This is a genomic window from Bacteroidota bacterium, assembly GCA_016706865.1.
GTDB lineage: Bacteria > Bacteroidota > Bacteroidia > Chitinophagales > BACL12 > UBA7236.
The window spans coordinates 271738-293861 of record JADJIS010000001.1 but is presented as its reverse complement, the minus strand read 5'-3'; the positions used below and the strand labels follow the sequence as shown (position 1 = coordinate 293861).

Genomic DNA, 22124 nt, shown 5'->3' with positions numbered 1-22124 from the left:
AACTCCTCTTTCCTCTCTCCTCACTCCTCACTCCTCCTTCCTCCTAATCGCTCAACTTTTTTTAATCGCCTACTCACTTGCTATTATTGAATAAAAAAAATACTTTTAAAATAATTTGTTTTTCTAAAAAAACAATTTTAGCCTTGCAAGTAATTGTTTAACCCTAAAATTCAATTACATGAAATTACTTGCTATTGGTTTGTATTCAAACCACCCGGCGAATCGCAATTTGGAATTTATTTTGCGATACCCACCCGAAAAATTTAAAACACTTTTTTTGTTGATCCCCTTTTTGATTTTGCAATTTAAAATTTCAAATGGACAAGGCACTGTTAAAAGTTCTATTAATTACGTCACGGAAACAAAGGTGTTCTACCTTATCTCCGATTCTATTAATGCATTTTCTATTACGGAAAAAGTTAATTTATTACCGGAGATCACCAGAGACAGTATTGTTCGTTTGGTTTACACGAATAATGATCTGAAAACTACCATTTATCATCAGGAAAATAATCTTTATGAAGCTTGGATGACAAAACCGGTAAAAACAATTATTGATAAATCGCGAATAAAGGTTTACGATAGGTTTAATCATTTACTAGTGAACGAGCTTCACAGCAGTATGTATAGAAGCAATTATAATGCGATTAAAAATTATCTCACCGAACATAGTGCTGATATTATTCCTGACTTTATACAGTTGACAGCTACATTAAAACGTGAAATGCTCGATTCAGGATTTGTTTATTCCAACGTCGGTTCCGGGTATAATAAATTTACGCGCGATTCTATGGAGATGATCTTTAATAATGCGAAAAGATCAAATGAATTGATCATGTACAAAAGTGATGGCACATTTAATTATTCCATAAAAAAAGGATTTCGTATGAATGCTGCGGGAAAAATTGTTCCATCCTACACTATAGAAAAAAAATGGGATGATCGTTTCCCGGCTAATTGTGTTCAGGAATATAAAATAGTGCAATACCCAAGTTATACTTTCACAAATTACGGCCCTGGAAAATTTGCTGAAGAGGAAGATGAAGAGGCAGTGGAGGATGTCGACAGGATTAATCTTTCTCCAAATCCCGCGCATAATTTTATAAAAGTGTGGCTTCCTGAAAGTGCTTCCGGACTTAAATTATATGTATATGATAATACCGGGCGACTAAAACTTGAAAACCCTATAATAGATGGCGTTACCGAATTTAATGTTAATATAAGTTCTTTTGATAGGGGAATTTATATCCTCAAATTAATAGGAGATACTGTTAATTATTCGGAAACCTTTATTAAAAATTGATTTACCCTAAAAACAAATTTTATGAAAAAGATCATTTTACCCGTTTTATCGGTTTTATTATATGCAAATTGTATTGCACAACTTGATATGGATTGTGTTCCAGACTACAGTATTGAAGTATTAAGCACAATTCCTGAAGAATTTATACCAGCAAACTATACTGCGGATGTTTGGGCTTCTCCTTCATTATTGGAAGATCGTGAAGTTTTTTTTATCCATGGTTTAGGCGGACAAGGTGATGAAGACGGAACTGTTGGTATCAGTTGGAGTCAGGCCTCTTTATATGCAGCAACTGAATATAGAATTAATTCAAGTCGCCCCGATTATGCCGATGTTTCACTTGATTTTGCTGCTGCAGAATTGCGCAGCGATCTGGAGGCGATTGATGAAGCAGACGACCATGCAATTATTATCGGGCACAGTCAGGGCGGAATAGTTTCCCGACGTATCGACTATTCTTATTTTACAGGTGAGTGGGGTCCTGAACCGCGCAGCTTTGGAGGGCTTGTTACTTTTGGATCATCTAATCAGGGTGCACAGGTATTAAATAATAAAGAGGAGCTAATGACCTGGGCCGGAACAACCTGTATGGCACTTACAGCCGGGCCGGTTGCCGAATATGTGGAAAGCAATTTTTTTCTGGATCTCTTTCTCAACACAACAAGCATCGGGCATTTCAGCGACTTCTTCTGCGGAACCTTTGAAAATAATATTGCCCCCGTTTTATTTAAAGATTATTTTTCCGGAATTACCGAGAGTTATGAAGTTGGTTCCGAGCAATTGGCGGAATTAAATGCATTTGTTCCGGAAATTCCCTATGTTTGTTTTTACGGAGTTGAAACCGAACCTTTAATGTGGAATACACTAGTCCATTTATTAGACGGCCATGAACCCAATAACGTGATAACGTATGGTGAAGATCCATTTGGCGCAGGAGGCGATAATACACTTGCCGACTATGCAAATGTTATGACCGATCTGTATTATTCAAAATATATTTCCTACGATAATTTATCACAAACCTATGCCGATATTATATATGGATTCGACCTTACCACTTTGGGATGTTATTTAACGATCTTTTGTGCGTTGGATCTTACCAATGATTATGAAGAATCTGCATTTATTCGCGATTCCTATAAAGAAGGTTACGATTGGTTCATGGACGCAAATACTAATTGGAAAGGATTTATTGGTGCCAATGTATTAGTAGAGGACGGAAAAACTTGTTATTGTATTGATGACGGTCCATTAGGTGATCTTACAGACGAAGAATATCCGGCTTCACCGGACGGAACCTGTGCAACAGAAGATTTCGATACGGATTGTTATACAACTACAAATTATAATTGGATCTATAAGGAATCTGACGGCGTGGTACTTGCAGAATCAGCTAGCGTATGTTTGGGTCAAATAGATGTTCTGCCGGATTTCAGTAGAAAAATGTTCGGATCAAACCATTTCAGTATCCGCAATGATTCTGAAACACGCCAAATGTTAGACGATTTATTCGAAGGAAATCATGGGTTATTTTTTGCAACCCCCGAAAGATAATATGAGAATGTTTATAATCATATTAAACAGTTTAATTCTACTTCTTTACGGATGTAAGGAAGTAGAATTTGAAAATTACTCTGTTACAAATTCCAATGAAGATATTTCTCCAATACCCTTAGTTTGGCAAATTCCACTTGCAGAAGATACGATGGAAAAAAATTGTATTGCACCTTTGGTGTTTAACAATGGAGTGCTATTTAGTTCTCAGAATTTGGCTCAATTTGATCCCATATTTTTAAAATTTGCGGAGACGGATTCAGGAAATATTATTTGGCAAACAGATGCCGCCTTTGAAATTAATTGTACAAATCCAAGTACTGTTGCAGGTAATGGAAGTTATATTTATGATCATTATTATGTAACACTTTGCAATTCCGATCCGAGGGTGGTAGATCTTAATGATGGAAGTATATTTTGGCATTATGAATGTCCTGATGGAAGGATGCCAAAAATAACCCACTTCAATAATATAATTTTCCATGTGCACTTAACCGGAATAAATCCATTTTATTCCGGAGCAATTGTTATGACAGATATTTATTCCGGTATTTGGGATACGATTTTTACTATTGATATGGTGGATGATTTTTCCGTGGGACTTTATCCTCCAACGGCGGTAGTAGATATAAATAATGATACGATTCTGTATTTTCAAAATAGACAATACAGAACTTCACCTTATGAAGGCAAAATTGATCTTTATGCCTATAATATGACTGCCGACACTATTTTGTGGATGGTGGAAGATTTAGATCCACAGGGGAACAGTTCAATTTATCCACCTTTATTTTATGATGGAAAAATTTATTTTAAGGGTACCTTCAATATTTTTTGTTTGAATGCAGAAACCGGTGAAACTATTTGGCAAAAATTATTTACAGGGTTTGGGGAAGATTTATTGATGGGGAATTTGATGCTGTTGGAAAATAAACTAATTGTGAAAACAAGTTACGAAAGTATTTATGCACTGGATCCTGTTTCCGGATCTGTAATATGGGATAACCAGGATGCCGGTGCTACTCCTTCCGATATGGTGTATTTCAATGGTGTATTATATTACGGCAGTTATGGTGATGGAAAACTACACGCTATTGATATATTTACAGGCAACCAGTTATGGGAAATGGATTCTCCCAATAAGGGTAAACCAAATACGTATAATGCCAACCTAACATGGCCGGTAGCAATTGACCCTGTTTTAAATAGATTATATACATCAGATAGTTATTTCTTTATTTGTTTTCAACTTGAAAATTGACTTATGAAAAAATTTATTTGGCTTACCGCAATTGTTATTTTCCCGACCTTATCCTACGCTCAAACTGCAAATGAGGATGGAATAGAGGTTTCCGCAAATTTAAAAGCAGGAGCAGTTTTTCAAAGTTATCCATTTGAACTCCCGGGATTTAACAATGAACTTTCCAGTGTAGATGCAAAATCCACCGGATTTCTGAATGGTGCAGATATTATTATAAAAAAGAAATGGTTGGGGATGATAACAACTTTATATGGAAGAAGTTGTTCTGCCGAAGAATCATTCTATCTGGAAACATATACCCTGAGTAGTTTTAATTCAGGCAATTTTTTTTCCTTTGGGATTTTAACAGGATTGTATTTTGAAATACCCATAAGCCAGGGGGTTGTTAATAGTTTTTATGCAAAATTACAGGCAGGAAGTACTCAGGCCTATTTCCCCGACCAGGAACTTATTTTCACAAATTCTCCTGTAAGTAGTATTAAAATTGAAAATGAGGTGAGTGCAGGATTTGTGTCTAATATTGGCTTGGGAATTAAATTTAAAGTTGGGGAAAATTCAGCCTTGATATTAGATCTAAATACTATGCGCGAAACTGCAGACATATTATCAACCCAAATTTATAATTATACCGATATAGGCCAATTAAGCGAAAGATTACAGGTCCCACTCGATTGGGACATGATTCTTTTGAATCCGAATATCGGCTTTTCATATACTTTTTAATCAGGTATCCGGCTTTGATCCTTTGTTTTAACCATTCAATGTTTTTTGAAATTGGTTTCATCGTAATGAATGATGTTTTTGCATCATCAATTACTCTTTAAGTTATACATCACTTATTTAATATGAAATGTATTTCCTGATTCAGTTGCATCTGCAATAATAATTGCATAAAATATTTTGATCCTTTACAAACAAAATGCAACTTATTTTTTTATACTCAAACATTAAATTGTTTGATATTTTTCAGATCAAAGCCGGCACCTGATTTTTTTTATAATTGTTACACAATAAAGGAGAAAGTTCGGATTAACTTTTCAATATTCTGTGTTATCAATTGCAAGATTTGCAATTGTTTCAATTCAAAATAATATAATTTAAGGAAATAAGTTATTTGCTTCAACCTCTGATAGGGATTATATTTTCGAGTGCAAAGTCAAATGGAATTACCACAATCCCAGATAGGTGTGCATTATTATAATAATACAAATTGGAAAAAATTTGCCACAACCCATGTTAAGGTTGGATTATTGAAATAGTAAACGAATGCGATTTACCACACCCAGGTAGGAGCTATAATACAAGCAAAGAGAGTTTACCACAACCCCGGGTAGGGGTGACATTATTATAATACAAACAGAGAGAGTTTACCACAACCCCGGGTAGGGGTGGTATTATTATAATAAATGCAGATAGAGTTTACCAAAACCCCGGATGGAGGTGGCATTATTATAATACAAGTAGATAAAGTTTACCAAAACCCTGGATTGGGGTGGCATTATTATAATACAAACAGAGAGACTTTACCACAACCCGGGTAGGGGTAGCATAATTATAATACAAACAGAGAGAGTTTACCACAACCCCAGGTATAGGTGGCATTATTATAATACAAACAGAGAGAGTTTACCACAACCCTGGGTATGGGTGGCATTAGTATAATACAAGCAATGAGAGTTTACCACAACCCCGGGTAGGGGTGGCATTATTATAATACAAACAGCGCGAGTTTACCACAACCCTGGGTATGGGTGGCATTAGTATAATACAAGCAATGAGAGTTTACCATAACCCCGGGTAGGGGTGGCATTATTATAATACAAACAGAGAGAGTTTACCACAACCCCGGGTAGGGGTGGTATTATATCCCATAACAAAAATATCATCGAATAAAAACCAAACATGAATTTGAATTCAAAACTTCGATGCTAATCTCAAAAACTTTAAAAACATTATTTTTTAATCTAAACACTTATTTATGTCACGAACATTTTCACAAATTTACATTCAAGTTGTATTTGCTGTTCAAGGACGTCAAAACCTCATCCAAAAATCTTGGAAAGACGAATTACACAAATACATTTCTGGAATTATCACCGAAAAAAACCAAAAATCAATAATTGTAAATGGAATGCCTGACCATATTCATGCTTTTATTGGTTTAAAACCTTCTATGGCATTATCAGATGTTGTGCGGGAAATGAAAAATAATTCATCAAATTTTATTAATGACCAAAAATTCGTTGATGGTAAATTTTCATGGCAAGAAGGTTATGGTGCATTTTCTTATTCTCATTCTCAAATTTCCAATGTTTATGATTACATATTAAATCAAGAACAACATCATCAAAGTAAAAAATTCCGAGAGGAATACATAGAATTATTGAAGTCGTTTCAAATTGAATTTGAGGAAAGAAATTTATTTCAATGGATTGATTTTTGAGATATTCGAATAATTTGTGTCATTGATGGGTTATAATGTCACCCCTACCCGGGGTTTGCGAATTGTGACTATGTATATATTATAATAATGTCACCCCTACCCGGGGTTTATGTATTGTGTCAATTGATAATATTATAATAATGTCACACCTGCCCGAGGTTTGAGTAATCTGTATAGGGAGAGGTTTTGAAAAAATTACCACTACAGAGTCTTGCGTGGAATTTCTTTTTATAAATTTATGTTAATAATCAATCAATTTATTTGATCAATATAAAGGATAAAATATAGCACTAATTATTTTCAATAATCCAATTCCTAAACCATCATGGAAAAACCTCCTTAATGATCTTCCGCATAGCTCCAACATTACCCATGGTGTAATAATGTATACAGGGAACTCCATGTCGAACTAATTCTTTGGATTGGTCGATACACCAATTTACACCGGCTTGTTTTACCTCTTCTATGGAGGTGCATGCATCAATCATATCATTTAATTCTTCCGGAATATCAACATGGAAAGTTCTGGGTATTGATTGTATTTGTGATGCTCCGGTTATAGGTTTAATACCGGGAATAATTGGAACCGTTATTCCTTCTGCCCGGCATTTTTTTACAAAATCAAAATATTTATTGTTGTCGTAAAACATTTGTGTAACAATATAATCTGCCCCCTGATCAACCTTGTGTTTTAAATATTTTAAGTCGCTTTTTAAATTGGGACTTTCAAAATTTTTTTCCGGATATCCGGCCACTCCAATATTAAAATCTGTTTTATATCCCTGAATAGAATCTTCCTCTAAATAAATTCCATTATTCATATTTACAACCTGAGAAACTAATTCATCCGCATATTTATGCCCGCCCGGTTCAGGAATAAAATCGCGTTCGTTTTTGGAGGCATCTCCCCGCAACAATAAAACATTATCAATATTTAAATAACTAAGATCTATCAATGCATCTTCAGTATCCTCTTTTGTAAATCCTCCACAAATGATATGCGCAACAGCGTCAATTTTGTATTTAAATTGTATAGCTGCACAAATTCCAACAGTGCCGGGACGTTTCCTGATAAATACTTTGTCAAATCTATCATCACCTCTTTTTTTATAAATGTATTCGCTTCGATGATAGGTAACATTAATAAAAGCGGGATTAACATCAATAAGTTGATCCAAAACCTCGTAAATATTATGTATGCTTTTGCCTTTTAAAGGCGGCAATATCTCAAAAGATAATAAGGTCTTATCGGCCCTGTTTATATGTTCGGTTACCTTCATTTTATGAAATAAAATACTTGTTTCTCAATATCACTATTACTAAAGAGATGCAAATATACTATCCGATGTAAGAAATTCCCTTTAATGAAATCGAAGCCTATATCCTTCATTTCACTTTGCTGACTTACCTTTGTTTCATGAAGATATTGTTGCTTGGTTCAGGTGGAAGGGAACATGCACTCGCCTGGAAAATAATACAGTCCCCGCAATGCGAAGAGTTGTTTATTGCTCCTGGTAATCCAGGCACTGCATTATGCGGTCAAAATATAAATATCAGGGCAACAGATTTTGCTTTACTCGCAACTTTTACCCTGGAGCAAAGAATTGATATGATCGTGGTAGGTCCTGAAGATCCACTTGTTGAAGGTGTGGTTGATTATTTTGCCACTTACCCCGGTTTGGAATCAATACCGGTTATCGGACCTTCCAAAATTGCGGCGCAAATGGAAGGATCTAAAGTTTTTGCTAAGGCCTTTATGTTGCGCAACAAGGTACAAACACCTGCATATAAAGAGTTTTCCGCTGAAACAATTTCTGAAGCAACCAATTATATTAATGAACATTCATTGCCTGTCGTATTAAAAGCAGATGGTTTGGCTGCTGGTAAAGGCGTTGTAATTTGTAACGATCAGGAGCAGGCAAAAAATGAGTTGCAGTTAATGTTATCAGGAAAATTTGGTACAGCAGGAAATAAAGTTGTAGTGGAACAATTTCTTCACGGTATAGAATTAACCGTAATTGTATTGACGGATGGTAATCACTACCTTATTTTACCTCCATCTAAAGATTATAAAAAAGCCGGTGACGGTGATACAGGATTAAATACAGGAGGAATGGGCGCAGTGTCACCACCGCCATTTGTTACAGAAGGTTTTATGCAAAAGGTGAAAGAAAAAATAATTGATCCTACAATTTCCGGACTTAAAAAAGAAGGCATTAAATACAAGGGTTTTTTATACTTCGGTCTTTTTAATTGTAATGATGAACCTTATCTTATTGAATATAATGCGCGTTTGGGTGATCCGGAAACGCAGGTGATATTGCCAAGAATTAAAAACGATCTGCTTGAACTTTTTATGGCAGTTCATAACGAAACATTGAAAGATCAGATTCTTTCCATTGATGAAAGAGCATGTGCAGCGGTTATTTTAGCAAGCGATGGTTATCCCGGTCAGTTTGAAAAAGGAAAATCGATAAGCGGATTGGAGAACACCGAAAATTGTATGGTATTCCAAGCTGGTACTACTTTAGATGCAAATGGAAGCCTGATTACAAGTGGTGGTCGTGTGCTTGCCGTCTCCGCTTATGGTTCCGATTTGTTTGAAGCTCTGCGAACCTGTTATATAAATGCCGGAAGAATTTACTACGATACCCGATATTTTCGAAGAGATATAGGCTGGGATCTCTGATTTTCAAAAAAAGTTGTTGCTGCCAGAGTCGAATTTTCAGATATTCTGTTCCCACAATATTTAAGTAAATACGCTGTTTGTGATATAAGTCACCGTTCTTCGATATAAAAATATATCGCGGAAACTGCATTTATGTGTCGCCACTCTGCTGCAACTATCCTCGCTTCAGGCCCGTTTGTGTATTCAAATTGCAAACATTAAACATAATTTATAAAACCAAATTTGAACGTATGAAAAAAATGAGTTTGATCCTGGCCACAGCATTAACAGTATTAATGTTGTCCTCTTGTTCTGATGATATTCCATCAGATCTAACACTAACCGAAGCGGAAACCCTGGCTGGCGGAAGCTGGAGAGTTACCTATTATTACGATAACGGTGATGGAGTTAGCAACGACTTTGATGGTTATACATTTGATATTTCAGATGATGGGGCCCTAACGGCCACAAAAGGCGCTTCTATTTACACCGGAGTTTGGATGGTAAAAAGTAGTGATGATGACCCAACCTATGATAAAGAGATAGAGTTTACCATAAGCGGTGATAAACAAATGGAAAATCTTGATGGAAGCTGGTTGATCACTGAATTATCAGATACCGTTATGAAACTTAAGGATGATACTCCAAGTGAGGAGATTCATTTTGAAAAATTCTAAAAAAGTTATGGTTGTGAGGTAAATGTCAGGGTTTTAACAGTAAATTTCTGTAAATCCCTATCTCTGACAGGGTAAAAAGTGAAATATTTTAACAAATTTGAATTAATTCATCATAAAATGGCTTACTTAATCGTTAAGCTCTCATGATTTACCCTAAAATGTGACAATATACACTCTCACCACTCATGCAACGCAACACGACTAAAAACAGTTTTATTAATTAAACCATTAAAAATTTAAGTATGCGGAATTTAAGAGTGTTTATGGCAACTTTGGTAGTTGCAATGTCTTTCACAGCCTGTTCAAAATCAGAATTGGATAACATGTCGATAACAGAGGCAGCAAGTGTTATTCCCGGAACCTACAAAGTGAATTTTTACGGCGATACTTATGGTGATGCCGGTCCTTTTGGTGAATTTACCTTCGAGTTTTTCAGCAATGGAACTATGTCTGCAACCAGCGCTGATCAAGCCTTCACAGGTGTTTGGTTGATCCAAACCATGTCTGATGAGCAGTTTGACAAAGAGGTTTCCATAACAATTACCGGTAGTCCAGAGATGGATATGCTCACTTATGCATGGAGGGTAATGGAAGTTACTGACGTAACACTGCAACTGGTTGACGATACAGGTGCTGAAGAGATCCATTTTATCAAGATTTGAACTAACTAATCATAGACGAATGGCCGGCTGCAATTGTAGCCGGTCATTTTTTTTTGCAACTTTATTCAAACAAACGTTTGGTAAATTCAAAAAACAACATAACTTTGTTCTATGCCTGTTAAAAAAGTAGAGAAATTCACCATTATTAAGGAAGCACTGAATCTTTTCAGAACACAGGGTTATCATAAAACAACGATGTCGAATATTGGTGATGCCTGTGGTTTGCTCAAGGGAAGTATTTATCATTATTTTTCTTCTAAAGAAGATCTGATGAAAGAAGTTCTTGAAGTTTTGAGAGATCACTACCGCGATAAAGTTTTTATTTATGCCTACGATACTGAATTAACAGCTTCTCAAAAACTGAAGTTGCTGGGTGAAAAAAGTATTGATGTTTTTGCCAATGGAGAAGGTGCCTGTCTCATGGCAAATATTGCCATGGAAACAAATGATGTTGTTCCTGAATTCCGTAAACCTATCAAACAATTCTTCGATGATTGGATAAGTGCACTTACTAATATTTATAATGAAAGATATAGTAAAGAAGCCGCAGAAATTTTTGCAAAAGAAACTGTTTGTGCAATAGAAGGTGCAGCTATGATGATGCGGATTTATAATGATAGATCTTATTTAATTAAAGCACATGAAATGATCATTGAAAAATTTGAAAAAGCAAGTAAACAAGCTTTGATCAGTTAAGGACTATGTAAATTGAAATAATTTTTGAGCGAACAAATAATATAATTACGCATAATGAATAGAATAATTAAAAAGGTAGCAGTTCTCGGAAGCGGTGTGATGGGTAGTCGCATAGCATGCCACTTTGCGAATATCGGTGTGCAGACAATATTACTCGATATCCTAAACCCCAAATTAGAAAAAGATAATGCTGCAGATAAAAACTCCAGAAATAAATTGGTTAATGATAGTCTGCAAATGGCCGTTAAACAAAATCCTTCCCCAATATATTCTCAAAAGGTTTTGAAACTAATAAGCACGGGAAATTTCGAAGATGATCTGAATAAAATAAAAGATTGTGATTGGGTAATTGAGGTTGTGATCGAAAACCTCGAAATAAAACAACAGTTATTTGAAAAAGTGGAATCCTTTCGAAAACCCGGAACACTTATCACCTCCAATACTTCAGGTATTCCTATTCATTTAATGTTAAATGGTAGAAGCAACGACTTTCAAAAACATTTTTGCGGCACACATTTTTTTAATCCTCCGAGGTATCTTAAATTATTGGAAATTATTCCAACACCGGAAACAGATCCTGATGTTGTAAATTTTTTAATGGATTATGGTGATCGTTTTTTAGGAAAGACCACTGTTTTATGCAACGACACACCCGCCTTTATTGCAAATAGAATTGGTGTATTCAGCATCATGGCCGTTTTAAAAACCATGGAAAAATTATCCCTTTCCATTGATGAAGTTGACGCACTTACAGGCCCGATTTCAGGTCGCCCCAAATCCGCCACTTTCCGCACAGCCGATGTGGTGGGAATAGATACTTTAATAAAAGTTGCAAAAAATACCTACGATGCTTCTCCCAATGATGAAAGCAGAGAAATGTTTATTATTCCTTCCTATATTAATAAATTAATTGAAAATAAATGGCTTGGTGATAAAACTGGTCAAGGTTTTTTCAAAAAGGTTAAAGGTGCAGATGGGAAAAGTGAAATTCAGGTAATTGATTTAAATACCTTTGAATATAAACCAACTACAAAAGCAAAATTTGCAACAATTGATACAGCAAAACCCATTGATGACCTTAAAGAACGTTTAAAAATATTACATTCCGGTACCGATAAAGCCGGAGAATTTTATCGAAGTATAACCTATAATGTAAATGCCTATGTAAGTAATCGCATTCCTGAAATTGCAGGTGAAGTTTATAAAATTGATGATGCAATGAAAGCAGGATTTGGTTGGGAGATTGGCCCGTTTGAAACCTGGGATATTTTAGGTGTTCAAAAAACTTTATCTGCAATGGAAGCAGCAGGTATTAAAGCAGTTCCCTGGGTTTATACTATGCTGAGTAATGGAAACACTTCTTTTTATAAAGTGGAAAATGGAATAAGAAAATATTATGATATTAATTCAAATTCTTATTTGAATATTCCGGGATCTGATGCATTTATCATTATGAATAATTATCGTTCCAATAAACCGGTTTGGAAAAATGCAGGAGCAACATTACACGATATTGGTGATGGAATTTTAAACCTGGAGTTTCACATGAAAATGAATGTAATTGGAAGTGAAATATTGGAAGGTATTAATAAGTCGATCGATATAGCAGAAAATAATTATCGCGGATTAGTAATTGGAAACGACGCTGCTAATTTCTCCGCAGGAGCAAATTTGGCAATGATGTTAATGCTTGCTATTGATCAGGAATATGATGAATTAAATATGGCTATTCGTTATTTTCAGAATACCATAATGCGTGTGCGTTATTCAGGAATACCTGTAGCTGTTTGTCCGCATGGATTAACTCTGGGCGGTGGATGTGAAATGACCATGCATAGCGATATTGCTGTTGCAGCCGCAGAAACATATATTGGTTTGGTGGAAGTTGGAGCTGGTTTAATTCCATCTGGCGGTGGAACAAAAGAATTTGCATTGCGTGCAAGTGATAAATATTTTAAAGGAGATATTGAAATTCCAACCTTACAGGAAATGAGTTTAAATATTGCCATGGCAAAAGTTGCAACCTCTGCACAGGAAGCATTCGAACTCGGAATTTTGCGCAAGGGAATCGACAAAGAAATAATAAATAGTAATCGCGTAGTGGCAGAAGCAAAAAAAGCGGTATTGGAATTGGCAGAGGAAGGATACACCCAACCACAACAACGAACCGACATTAAAGTATTGGGTAGATCTGCTCTAGGAAGTTTTTATACAGGTATTGCATCCATGAAAATGGCAGGATATATTTCCGAACACGATGAAAAAATAGCACAAAAAGCATGTTATATTTTATGTGGTGGCGATCTTTCCCAACCAACAGAAGTAAATGAACAATATTTATTAGACCTCGAACGCGAAGCATTTTTATCACTACTCGGAGAAAAGAAAACGCTGGAAAGAATGCAGTTTATTTTGAAGACGGGTAAACCGCTGAGGAACTAGTATTTAGAATATAGTATTTAGACGAGACCACCGCAAGATTTTACTTAATGATATAAAAAATGACTTATCTTAAAAACAACCAAAATAGCAGTTTGCAAAATCATCTCTCGAATAAAATTGGAACGCAAAAATAAAAGGTCTATCTATGAAACGAATTTTACAAAATCACCTATCAAATAAATGGAATACTAAAAAGTAACATGAAACTCATCTATATATTAAATACTATATACTAAATATTCTTATTATGAACGAAGCATATATTGTTGCAGGTTTGCGAACAGCAGTTGGGAAAGCACCAAGAGGCCTTTTCAGATTTACACGTCCGGATGATTTGGCAGTGGAATTAATTCGACAATTATTATTGAAGGTGCCGCAATTAGATCCTGTTCGCGTTGATGATCTTATTGTGGGCAATGCAGTTCCTGAAGCTGAACAAGGATTACAGATCGGAAGAATGATATCTGTACGCGCATTGCCAATTACTACGGGAGGCATGACAGTTAATAGGTATTGTGCAAGTGGAGTGGAAACCATATCCATTGCCGTTGCAAAAATAAAAGCGGGCATGGCTGATTGTATCATTGCCGGAGGAGTAGAATCTATGTCGCTGGTGCCAACAGCAGGTTGGAAGGTTGCATTAAATTATGAAACTGCAAAAACGCATCCTGATTATTATATTGGTATGGGTTTAACTGCAGAAAATGTTGCACGCGATTTTAATATTTCACGTGAGGATGCTGATAATTATTCATTTAATTCACATAAAAAAGCGATCAATGCCATCGACAATAAATTATTTGCAGATGGAATTGCACCAATAGAAGTGACGGAGATTTTTGTTAATGAGAAAAATAAACGATCTGAAAAAAAATATACTGTAGACACGGATGAAGGACCACGCAGAGATACTTCCATAGAAGCATTAAATAAATTAAAACCCGTTTTTGCAGCAAATGGTGTTGTTACGGCAGGAAATTCATCTCAAACATCTGACGGAGCAAGTTTTGTTATTGTGATGAGCGAAAAAATGGTGAAAGAATTAAATCTACAACCCCTGGCTCGAATGGTGAGTTGTGCAACTGTTGGTGTAGAACCACGAATTATGGGTATTGGTCCCGTTGCCGCAATCCCGAAAGCATTAAAAATGGCAAATTTGAAATTAGAGGATATCGACCTGATAGAATTAAATGAAGCTTTTGCGGCGCAGGCTTTGGCAGTTATCAGAGAAGCACATTTAAATCCGGATATCGTGAATATTAATGGAGGAGCAGTTGCATTAGGACATCCATTAGGTTGTACAGGAACAAAATTAACCGTGCAAATATTAAATGATCTAAAACGTTTGAATAAAAAATACGGAATGGTTACGGCTTGCGTTGGTGGGGGACAAGGTATCGCAGGTATTTATGAACGTTTAAATTAATACCAGACTAAAAATTATTAATAACTAATTAAATAAAATCATCATGGCAGAAATAGTGCAAAAAACAATCGTGATCAAAGGCGGCGAATTTTTAATTAAAGACGCAACTCCCCAAGATATTTTTATTCCTGAGGAATTAAATGAAGAACAACTTATGATCAAACAAATGACAAAAGATTTTGTTGATACGGAAGTATTACCAAATCTCGATCGCATTGATGCACATGAGGAAGGATTAATGCCATCACTTTTAACTAAAGCAGGAGAAATTGGAATTTTGGGTTTGCCAATTCCTGAACAATATGGTGGATTTAATAAAGATTTTAATACAATTTCTGTAGTAACGGAAATGACGGGAACAGCACATGCATTTTCTGTTGCATATGGTGCCCAATCAGGCATTGGTACTTTGCCAATATTATATTTTGGAACGGAAGCACAAAAACAAAAATATCTTCCCGGACTTGCTTCCGGAAAATTGCATGCAAGTTATTGTTTAACGGAACCCGGAAGTGGAAGTGATGCTCTTGCAGCTAAATCAAAAGCAGAATTAAGTGCTGATGGAAAACATTATATTCTCAACGGCCAGAAAATGTGGATCACCAATGCGGGCTTTGCAGATATATTTACGGTTTTTGCAAAAGTGGATGGAGATAAATTTACTGCATTCATAGTAGAAAGAAATACACCTGGATTTACTATAGGAGCTGAAGAAAAAAAGATGGGAATAAAAGGTTCTTCTACCTGTCAGATATTTTTTGAAAACATGCATATTCCTGTAGAAAATGTTTTAGGCGAAATTGGTAAGGGTCATTTAATTGCATTTAATATTCTCAATATCGGAAGATACAAATTGTGTGTTGGTGTTTTGGGAGGTGCAAAAGAGTTAACGGATATTTCTGTAAAATATGCCAATGAAAGAATGCAATTTAATGTTCCAATCTCTTCATTTGGGGCAATAAAATATAAAATGTCGGAACAGGCAATTCGTGTTTTTGCAGCCTTGAGTGCAACATATCGCACAAGTGATTATATCGATAAAAAGGAAAAGGAATTAATGGAGCAGGGAGTTGGATTTGAAAAGGCATTGTTGGGAGCTGCAGAGGAATATGCAATAGAATGTGCAATGTTGAAAGTGATAGGAAGTGAAGTATTGGATTATGTGGTGGATGAATGTGTTCAAATATATGGAGGAAATGGTTACAGTGAAGAATATCCGGCAGCAAGAAGTTATCGCGATGCTCGTATCAATCGGATATTTGAAGGAACCAATGAAATAAACCGATTATTAACCGTTGACATGCTTCTGAAAAGAGTAATGAAAGGCCAGTTAGACATGATGGGTCCTGCAATGGCAGTTCAAAAAGAATTAATGGCCATTCCTGATTTTGATTCTGAAGAGGAAGGATTATTTACGGCAGAAGAAAAAACCTTGAAGAATATGAAGAAAGCATTCTTTATGGTTGCTGGCGCTGCTGTTCAAAAATTAATGATGAAATTAAAAGATGAACAAGAAATTTTAATGTGTGTCGCAGATATGATGAACGAAATTTATGTAAGTGAATCATTATTATTGCGAGTGAAAAAACTTACAGAAATGAAAGGAGAAAATGAAACTGCCATCTATCGCGATATTCTGAAAGTATTTTTTACAGATTCCATAGACAGATTGAGTAAAGCCGGAAAGACAGCTATTGCAGCATTTACGGAAGGAGATGAGCAAAAAATGATGTTGTTGGGACTAAAACGGTTTTCTAAATATGAAATTTCAAATACAACCGCTGCCAGAAGGCGTATTGCAGATAAAATGATAGAGGCAAATGGGTATTGCTTTTAGTTTACCGTTGGGGAAATTTCGCAACAACTATTAACAGATTAAATGAGTCCCGCTTCCTTTGGAGGTGGGATTTTTTATTACCGGACTAAAGACATGTTCAAATTAATGTAATAAAATAAATAAAGTGGGGAAAATTTTGCAAAATTCTGTTCACAATACAATAAAAATACACAGTTTTTTTAATCGTGAGTATTGATTAGATTTCATGAAATGCTTGATGTGTCTATATTGTTTAATTCATACAAACCTGAGCATGTAATTTGATTATAGGTTTAGGATGTCACAATTAGACAAAAACATACACAATGAAAAATTTTTACATCATCCTTTTTTTCACGATTCCAATTAAACTGTTTTCTCAGCCTGTTAATACATTTACAACCTCCTCTGATGGTTGGACGGCAATATGTGAAGGTGCCTGTATTGAACCGGTTGCAGCGTGGGTAGCACTAAATGGCAATCCGGGTGGTTGTTATAAAAGCTCTGATAACGCCGCAGGAATGTGGTACTTTTACAGTTCTGCAGATTTTAATACTGATCTTTCCTTATATTATGGGTCTTATTTAAATTTTAATCTTAAACAAAATACATCTGCTTCTCAAACAAATGAGTCTGATGTAATGCTTCTGAAAGCGGATGGTACTAAAATAGTTTATAATACTCCCGTAAATCCAGGAACCGCATGGACCTCCTATTCTGTACCGCTCACAGAAGCGGGATGGAAATATTCAACTTTGGGTGGCCTTCCGGTTACTTACGCAGATTTTATTTCCTTTTTATCCGCTGTAAATTGTTTGAGAATAAGAGGAGATTATTCTAATTTGACTACCGAAACAACCTGGCTTGATAATGTATATGTTACTGATATTGTTGTTCTGCCAATTGAATTGAGCTATTTTTCCGCTTCTCAAAATGCTATTAATACCCTGGATCTGGTTTGGGAAACACAATCAGAAACGCAATCAAATTATTTTCAAATTGAAAAAAGCACAAATGGCGGATTAAGTTTTGATTCTATAGGAATTATTAATGCAAAGGGAACATCTACAAATACGATCCTTTACAATTTTACTGACGAGCAATTTTATACTGATGCTTATTTCAGATTAAAAGCGGTTGACTTTGATAATTCAGCAGCCTATTCAGATATTATTTTTGTTGAAAATGCGATCATGGAAGATAATATCTCCCTATATCCTAACCCTGCCTCCAGTGCTGTGTTTGTCGAAAATTTAATTGGTAAGATACAATATAACTCCTTTCATATATTTAATTGTTATGGTTTAAAAGTGTATGAACAAAATGAAAGTGCAGATCAAATTAATTCAAAATTCGAATTTGATGTTAGCAATCTTAAAAACGGCACCTACTTTTTATCATTATTAAGTGAAGGTATCGAAACAAAAACATATGTTTTTCAAGTAATACATTAATGAGATTTTGAAATATATTTTGAGATCTTAAAATTTCTTCTCCCCTGAAAATAATTTATTTAATAAACAACTGTCATTAAAATTAAAATTCTAATTATGAAAAAGTTTCTACTAGGTTTATCATTGGTTGCTCTTTGCGTTCAGACCATAAATGCGCAATTATTCGAATACAAAAATCACACGGAAGGTGATTATTATTACATTGATCCAAACATTACCGGACATAGAGTAGGTCGTGGTGGCGGATCAAACGGTGCCGGCGACGGATGCCCGATTGGATTTAATACTAAAGACTTCAGTGTTGAAGCAATTTTTGATACTTCAATGCCTTGCATAGTTGTTGAATTGGCTCCAGATCCATTTGCAGCTATGAATATAACTTCTATCAGCGCTGATCTTCGTATTACTGATCTCGGACCAATTTATGTTCGTTATTCTTATAGTATTGATTCAGGTCTTACCTGGATAGATGCGGGTTTTGATTTCACACCGGTTATTGCCGATTGCGGAGTTGAAACTATTACAGGTACTTGGGATATTCCTGACTTTTCAACAGATCATCAAACCTATTTTAAAATTTCGGGTTTTGGCGCATTGGATTCCACTGGCAGATTAAATGTTACTAATATTAATATTTATGGAACTATGGATATTATTGATGAAGACGGAGATGGTTATGCAGCATATATTGATTGTGATGATACAAATCCTGATATTCATCCAGGTGCTTTAGAACTTTGTAATGATATAGATGAAAATTGTGATGGAATAACATCTGAAGTTACTGCTACTATAGTTCCTACAGGTGATATTTATATTTGTAAACATGAGTTCGTTACTCTGTATGGTCCTGAAGGTTATGCAAGTTACCAGTGGTTGAAAAATGGATATATTATGCCGGGAATGACAGAATCATCTGTTACAACTGAAAAACCAGGTTATTATCAGGTAATAGTTGTGGATGGTGAATGCACCGATACATCTGAAGTACAGGCCGTTGCAGTTTTGGAAAATCCATTTGCAAATATTTATAGCCCTGAAGGTCTTGATCTTTGTTTTGATGATTCATTAAAAATTAAAGCGAGTTATGCTCCAGATTATACTTTCCAGTGGTATAAGGATGGTGAAGCGATGTTGTATGAAAATTATTATAAAATACTCGCAACTGAAGTTGGGGAATATTATTGTGTGATCACTACATTTTTTGGTTGCACCAGAACAACTGAACCAGTTACTGTAATTGCATCTTGTAAAATTGGGGCAGGTATAAACAGTTCAAAGGGGATGATGGTTTACCCGAATCCTGCCAAAGAAAATATTACGCTGACAATTACAACCGGTGATGATATTTCAACTACAGGATTGCTGGAGATCAGTAATATGAATGGTCAGATAATTAAAACAGAATCTATTTCAATTGCTGATGGAACAATGAATCAGGAGATAAATGTTTCTGACTTAACATCAGGCATCTATATTATAAAATTTACAACAGATAACAAACAATTTACCGAACAATTTAGTATCAGTAATTAAGAGTCTTATATAAATCAGAATTTGGCTGCCTGGTAAAAAGGGCAGCCATTTTTATTTAATTATTCCCCGAAGATGTTAAGGAGTATTTTACATCAGCAGATCTTAAATATGCAAATAAAACGGCATAACTGAAAAAAGTTGATACAAAAAATAAATAGTAGTAAGGAACCTCAATCATATTATAAAAAAATACAAGTACTAATTTAAGACTACATATGGCAAAAAAATCGGAATTGAGTTTTCGTTTTTTATAGATTATTGCATAGATTGATAATAATAAAAATGGTAAAATACCCGCCACAATTATCTGAAGATTATGCAAAAAGTGAATATCAGAAATATCGAAATACTTTGTATAACCTAAACTGTTCTCATAATATTTGCCGGTTGCCTCATTATAATTATAGTTCCATGCCTGGTCAACACCAACCTTATAATCAGCAGGAATATTGATAAAGTATTCAGGTTGTGTAAATCCAAATGGTATTAGAAATACCACTAATATTATTGCTGCTATAACGGAGGTTATTATATATGCGTTCTTTCTGGATTCATAAAAAAATACATACAATAAATACATCGGCACCCAAAAAAACAGGGCAAATCTGCTCATCAGGCAACAGGCTATAGCAATTCCTATGAGTATGGGTTTCTTTTTCGCCAATGCAAATCCTAAGAATAGATAATAACCAATTACAATTCCTTCTTCTGTATTACCTAAAGTGACCCTATCCTTCACCAATAAAAAATTCAACAATAGAAAAAGTGAGATAAAGGTGGAAATTAATATCAGGGGATTTCCTGCAAATCGGGAAGGCAATATTTTAAATGTAAGAAATATCCCACCTAATAAAAATACCGTTGTTGTCCATCGCACATCAATACCTAAATATTCTGCAGCAGTAAATGGCAACCACATCAATGGCATATAGGGCGGTTGTTTCCCGTCCCAAATTTCTGGTATTGGTGCGTAGATTTTTTCACCTGATAACAAACGCTGACACATTACTTTAATCTGAGGAAGCGTATCGGATATTCTGTGATCAAGAATCCTGGTTTGCATAATGCCGGTCATGAAAAAAATAAAATATCCAACTATAAAAAAATAAAAGGAATACAATATTATTTTGTTGAATCGGCGGGAGATATTATTTTCTGAAGGAATAATATTGCTGTTTCGAAATGGGATCATAGGAATTATTGCGATTCCAATTCCGGCAATAAAATATACTATGGAAACAATATCAATGCGCACTTTATTTTCCAATAAATAAGTGCCACAAAGTGTTTCCGTTACAATAAAAACAATTAATAATACAATGGGAAGGGGTAGTGACTTCGGAAGAAGTTTCATAGGGTAAAAAAACTACAACTTTCCATAAAGTAGAAAGTTGTAGTCTTATTTATTTTATTGAGTTACAGAAATTTTTTCTGTATAAACTGCTGCATTTTTATCGTTGAGTAAACGCACAAAGTAAATGCCTTGTGGTAATTCAGTAATATCAAAAGTCATTTTTCCGGAAGTGGTATTCCATTTAACTTCCTGCACCGACATACCAACAATATTAACGATCTCAACTTTTGAGATGTGTGCACTAAATGATGCAACAACATTTAATGAATTAATAGCAGGATTCGGATAAACAGAAAAACTATTATCGAGAGAAGGTGATATCCAAACTCCTCCACAATCTTCTTCCGTAACACCTAAACGAGCGTGAAATACTCCTAAGGCATTATAGTTAGCACTATCCAAAACACTGTAATAAACTATTTCTACTGTGCCGCAACCTGGAATGGGGTGGTACTCGCCATCGTAATAATTACGTGCATCAAACCTTACATAAACAGTTCCGGAAGTTCCGCCAACAGATTCAAAATAATCAGTTGGTTCATCTGTGTTGGGACCATAACATAAGTTATAATCACAAACAGAAGATGACCAGAAATCCGGAATATCATTTACCGTGCGCAGCCAATTCATTGCCTGTGTTTCACCTGTATTTTGAAGCGTGATATTTACCTCCACCATTTCAGACGGATCGCCATCCACTTCAGAATAAGCAGGATCAAGTGTTATGTATTGAGCATATAAACTCATGCTGCCTAAAAGGGATATAAACAATAATGATCTTTTCATTGTATTTAATTTAATGTGAAAAAGGCCGGATAATGTTATCCGACCT

The 22124-nt window shown here is 35.2% G+C and carries 17 protein-coding genes; 14 read left to right on the top strand and 3 right to left on the bottom strand.

Annotated elements, in window-relative coordinates; translation table 11 throughout:
• The first annotated feature begins 178 nt into the window (after nucleotides 1-178).
• The 5 genes from IPI31_01270 (at nucleotide 179) to tnpA (ending at nucleotide 6561) form a co-directional block, all read left to right on the top strand.
• A complete protein-coding gene (locus tag IPI31_01270) occupies nucleotides 179-1303 on the top strand; it encodes a T9SS type A sorting domain-containing protein (GenBank protein ID MBK7566433.1) in 1125 nt (374 codons plus the stop codon).
• A gap of 21 nt (nucleotides 1304-1324) precedes the next feature.
• Nucleotides 1325-2857 (top strand): hypothetical protein, encoded by a 1533-nt coding sequence (locus tag IPI31_01265; GenBank protein ID MBK7566432.1) that lies wholly within the window; start codon nucleotides 1325-1327, stop codon nucleotides 2855-2857.
• Between the two features lie 7 nt (nucleotides 2858-2864).
• Nucleotides 2865-4118: a PQQ-binding-like beta-propeller repeat protein gene (locus IPI31_01260; protein ID MBK7566431.1), complete on the top strand. Its 1254-nt coding sequence runs from the start codon at nucleotides 2865-2867 to the stop codon at nucleotides 4116-4118.
• Nucleotides 4119-4121: 3 nt separating this feature from the next.
• Nucleotides 4122-4841 (top strand): hypothetical protein, encoded by a 720-nt coding sequence (locus IPI31_01255; GenBank protein MBK7566430.1) that lies wholly within the window; start codon nucleotides 4122-4124, stop codon nucleotides 4839-4841.
• A gap of 1255 nt (nucleotides 4842-6096) precedes the next feature.
• Nucleotides 6097-6561 (top strand): IS200/IS605 family transposase, encoded by a 465-nt coding sequence (tnpA, locus tag IPI31_01250; protein ID MBK7566429.1) that lies wholly within the window; start codon nucleotides 6097-6099, stop codon nucleotides 6559-6561.
• A 323-nt stretch (nucleotides 6562-6884) separates the two neighbouring features.
• Here the strand turns inward: tnpA and metF are convergent, their stop codons facing one another.
• Nucleotides 6885-7841 (bottom strand): methylenetetrahydrofolate reductase [NAD(P)H], encoded by a 957-nt coding sequence (metF, locus tag IPI31_01245; protein MBK7566428.1) that lies wholly within the window; start codon nucleotides 7839-7841, stop codon nucleotides 6885-6887.
• Nucleotides 7842-7978: 137 nt separating this feature from the next.
• Between metF and purD the strand changes: the two genes are divergently transcribed.
• From purD to IPI31_01200, 9 genes are all read left to right on the top strand, one after another.
• Nucleotides 7979-9250 carry a phosphoribosylamine--glycine ligase gene (gene purD / locus IPI31_01240; GenBank protein ID MBK7566427.1) on the top strand — a complete coding sequence of 424 codons (1272 nt, stop codon included), beginning with the start codon at nucleotides 7979-7981 and terminating at the stop codon, nucleotides 9248-9250.
• Between the two features lie 230 nt (nucleotides 9251-9480).
• Nucleotides 9481-9906, top strand: coding sequence for a hypothetical protein (locus IPI31_01235; GenBank protein MBK7566426.1), 426 nt, complete (start codon nucleotides 9481-9483; stop codon nucleotides 9904-9906).
• A gap of 242 nt (nucleotides 9907-10148) precedes the next feature.
• Complete coding sequence (locus tag IPI31_01230) at nucleotides 10149-10568, top strand: hypothetical protein (protein ID MBK7566425.1); 420 nt, start codon at nucleotides 10149-10151, stop codon at nucleotides 10566-10568.
• 111 nt (nucleotides 10569-10679) lie between these two features.
• Complete coding sequence (locus IPI31_01225; protein ID MBK7566424.1) at nucleotides 10680-11264, top strand: TetR/AcrR family transcriptional regulator; 585 nt, start codon at nucleotides 10680-10682, stop codon at nucleotides 11262-11264.
• 54 nt (nucleotides 11265-11318) lie between these two features.
• Nucleotides 11319-13706 carry a 3-hydroxyacyl-CoA dehydrogenase/enoyl-CoA hydratase family protein gene (locus IPI31_01220; protein ID MBK7566423.1) on the top strand — a complete coding sequence of 796 codons (2388 nt, stop codon included), beginning with the start codon at nucleotides 11319-11321 and terminating at the stop codon, nucleotides 13704-13706.
• Nucleotides 13707-13953: 247 nt separating this feature from the next.
• Nucleotides 13954-15132, top strand: coding sequence for an acetyl-CoA C-acyltransferase (locus IPI31_01215; protein MBK7566422.1), 1179 nt, complete (start codon nucleotides 13954-13956; stop codon nucleotides 15130-15132).
• Nucleotides 15133-15175: 43 nt separating this feature from the next.
• A complete protein-coding gene (locus IPI31_01210) occupies nucleotides 15176-16969 on the top strand; it encodes an acyl-CoA dehydrogenase family protein (protein ID MBK7566421.1) in 1794 nt (597 codons plus the stop codon).
• A 305-nt stretch (nucleotides 16970-17274) separates the two neighbouring features.
• On the top strand, nucleotides 17275-18402 hold the full coding sequence (locus tag IPI31_01205) for a T9SS type A sorting domain-containing protein (protein MBK7566420.1): 1128 nt from the start codon (nucleotides 17275-17277) through the stop codon (nucleotides 18400-18402).
• Nucleotides 18403-18498: 96 nt separating this feature from the next.
• Nucleotides 18499-19938 (top strand): T9SS type A sorting domain-containing protein, encoded by a 1440-nt coding sequence (locus IPI31_01200; protein ID MBK7566419.1) that lies wholly within the window; start codon nucleotides 18499-18501, stop codon nucleotides 19936-19938.
• A 55-nt stretch (nucleotides 19939-19993) separates the two neighbouring features.
• On the opposite strand, the gene IPI31_01195 is transcribed toward IPI31_01200, so the two are convergent.
• On the bottom strand, nucleotides 19994-21292 hold the full coding sequence (locus IPI31_01195) for a hypothetical protein (GenBank protein ID MBK7566418.1): 1299 nt from the start codon (nucleotides 21290-21292) through the stop codon (nucleotides 19994-19996).
• 54 nt (nucleotides 21293-21346) lie between these two features.
• Nucleotides 21347-22078, bottom strand: coding sequence for a T9SS type A sorting domain-containing protein (locus IPI31_01190; GenBank protein ID MBK7566417.1), 732 nt, complete (start codon nucleotides 22076-22078; stop codon nucleotides 21347-21349).
• Between the last annotated feature and the right edge of the window lie 46 nt (nucleotides 22079-22124).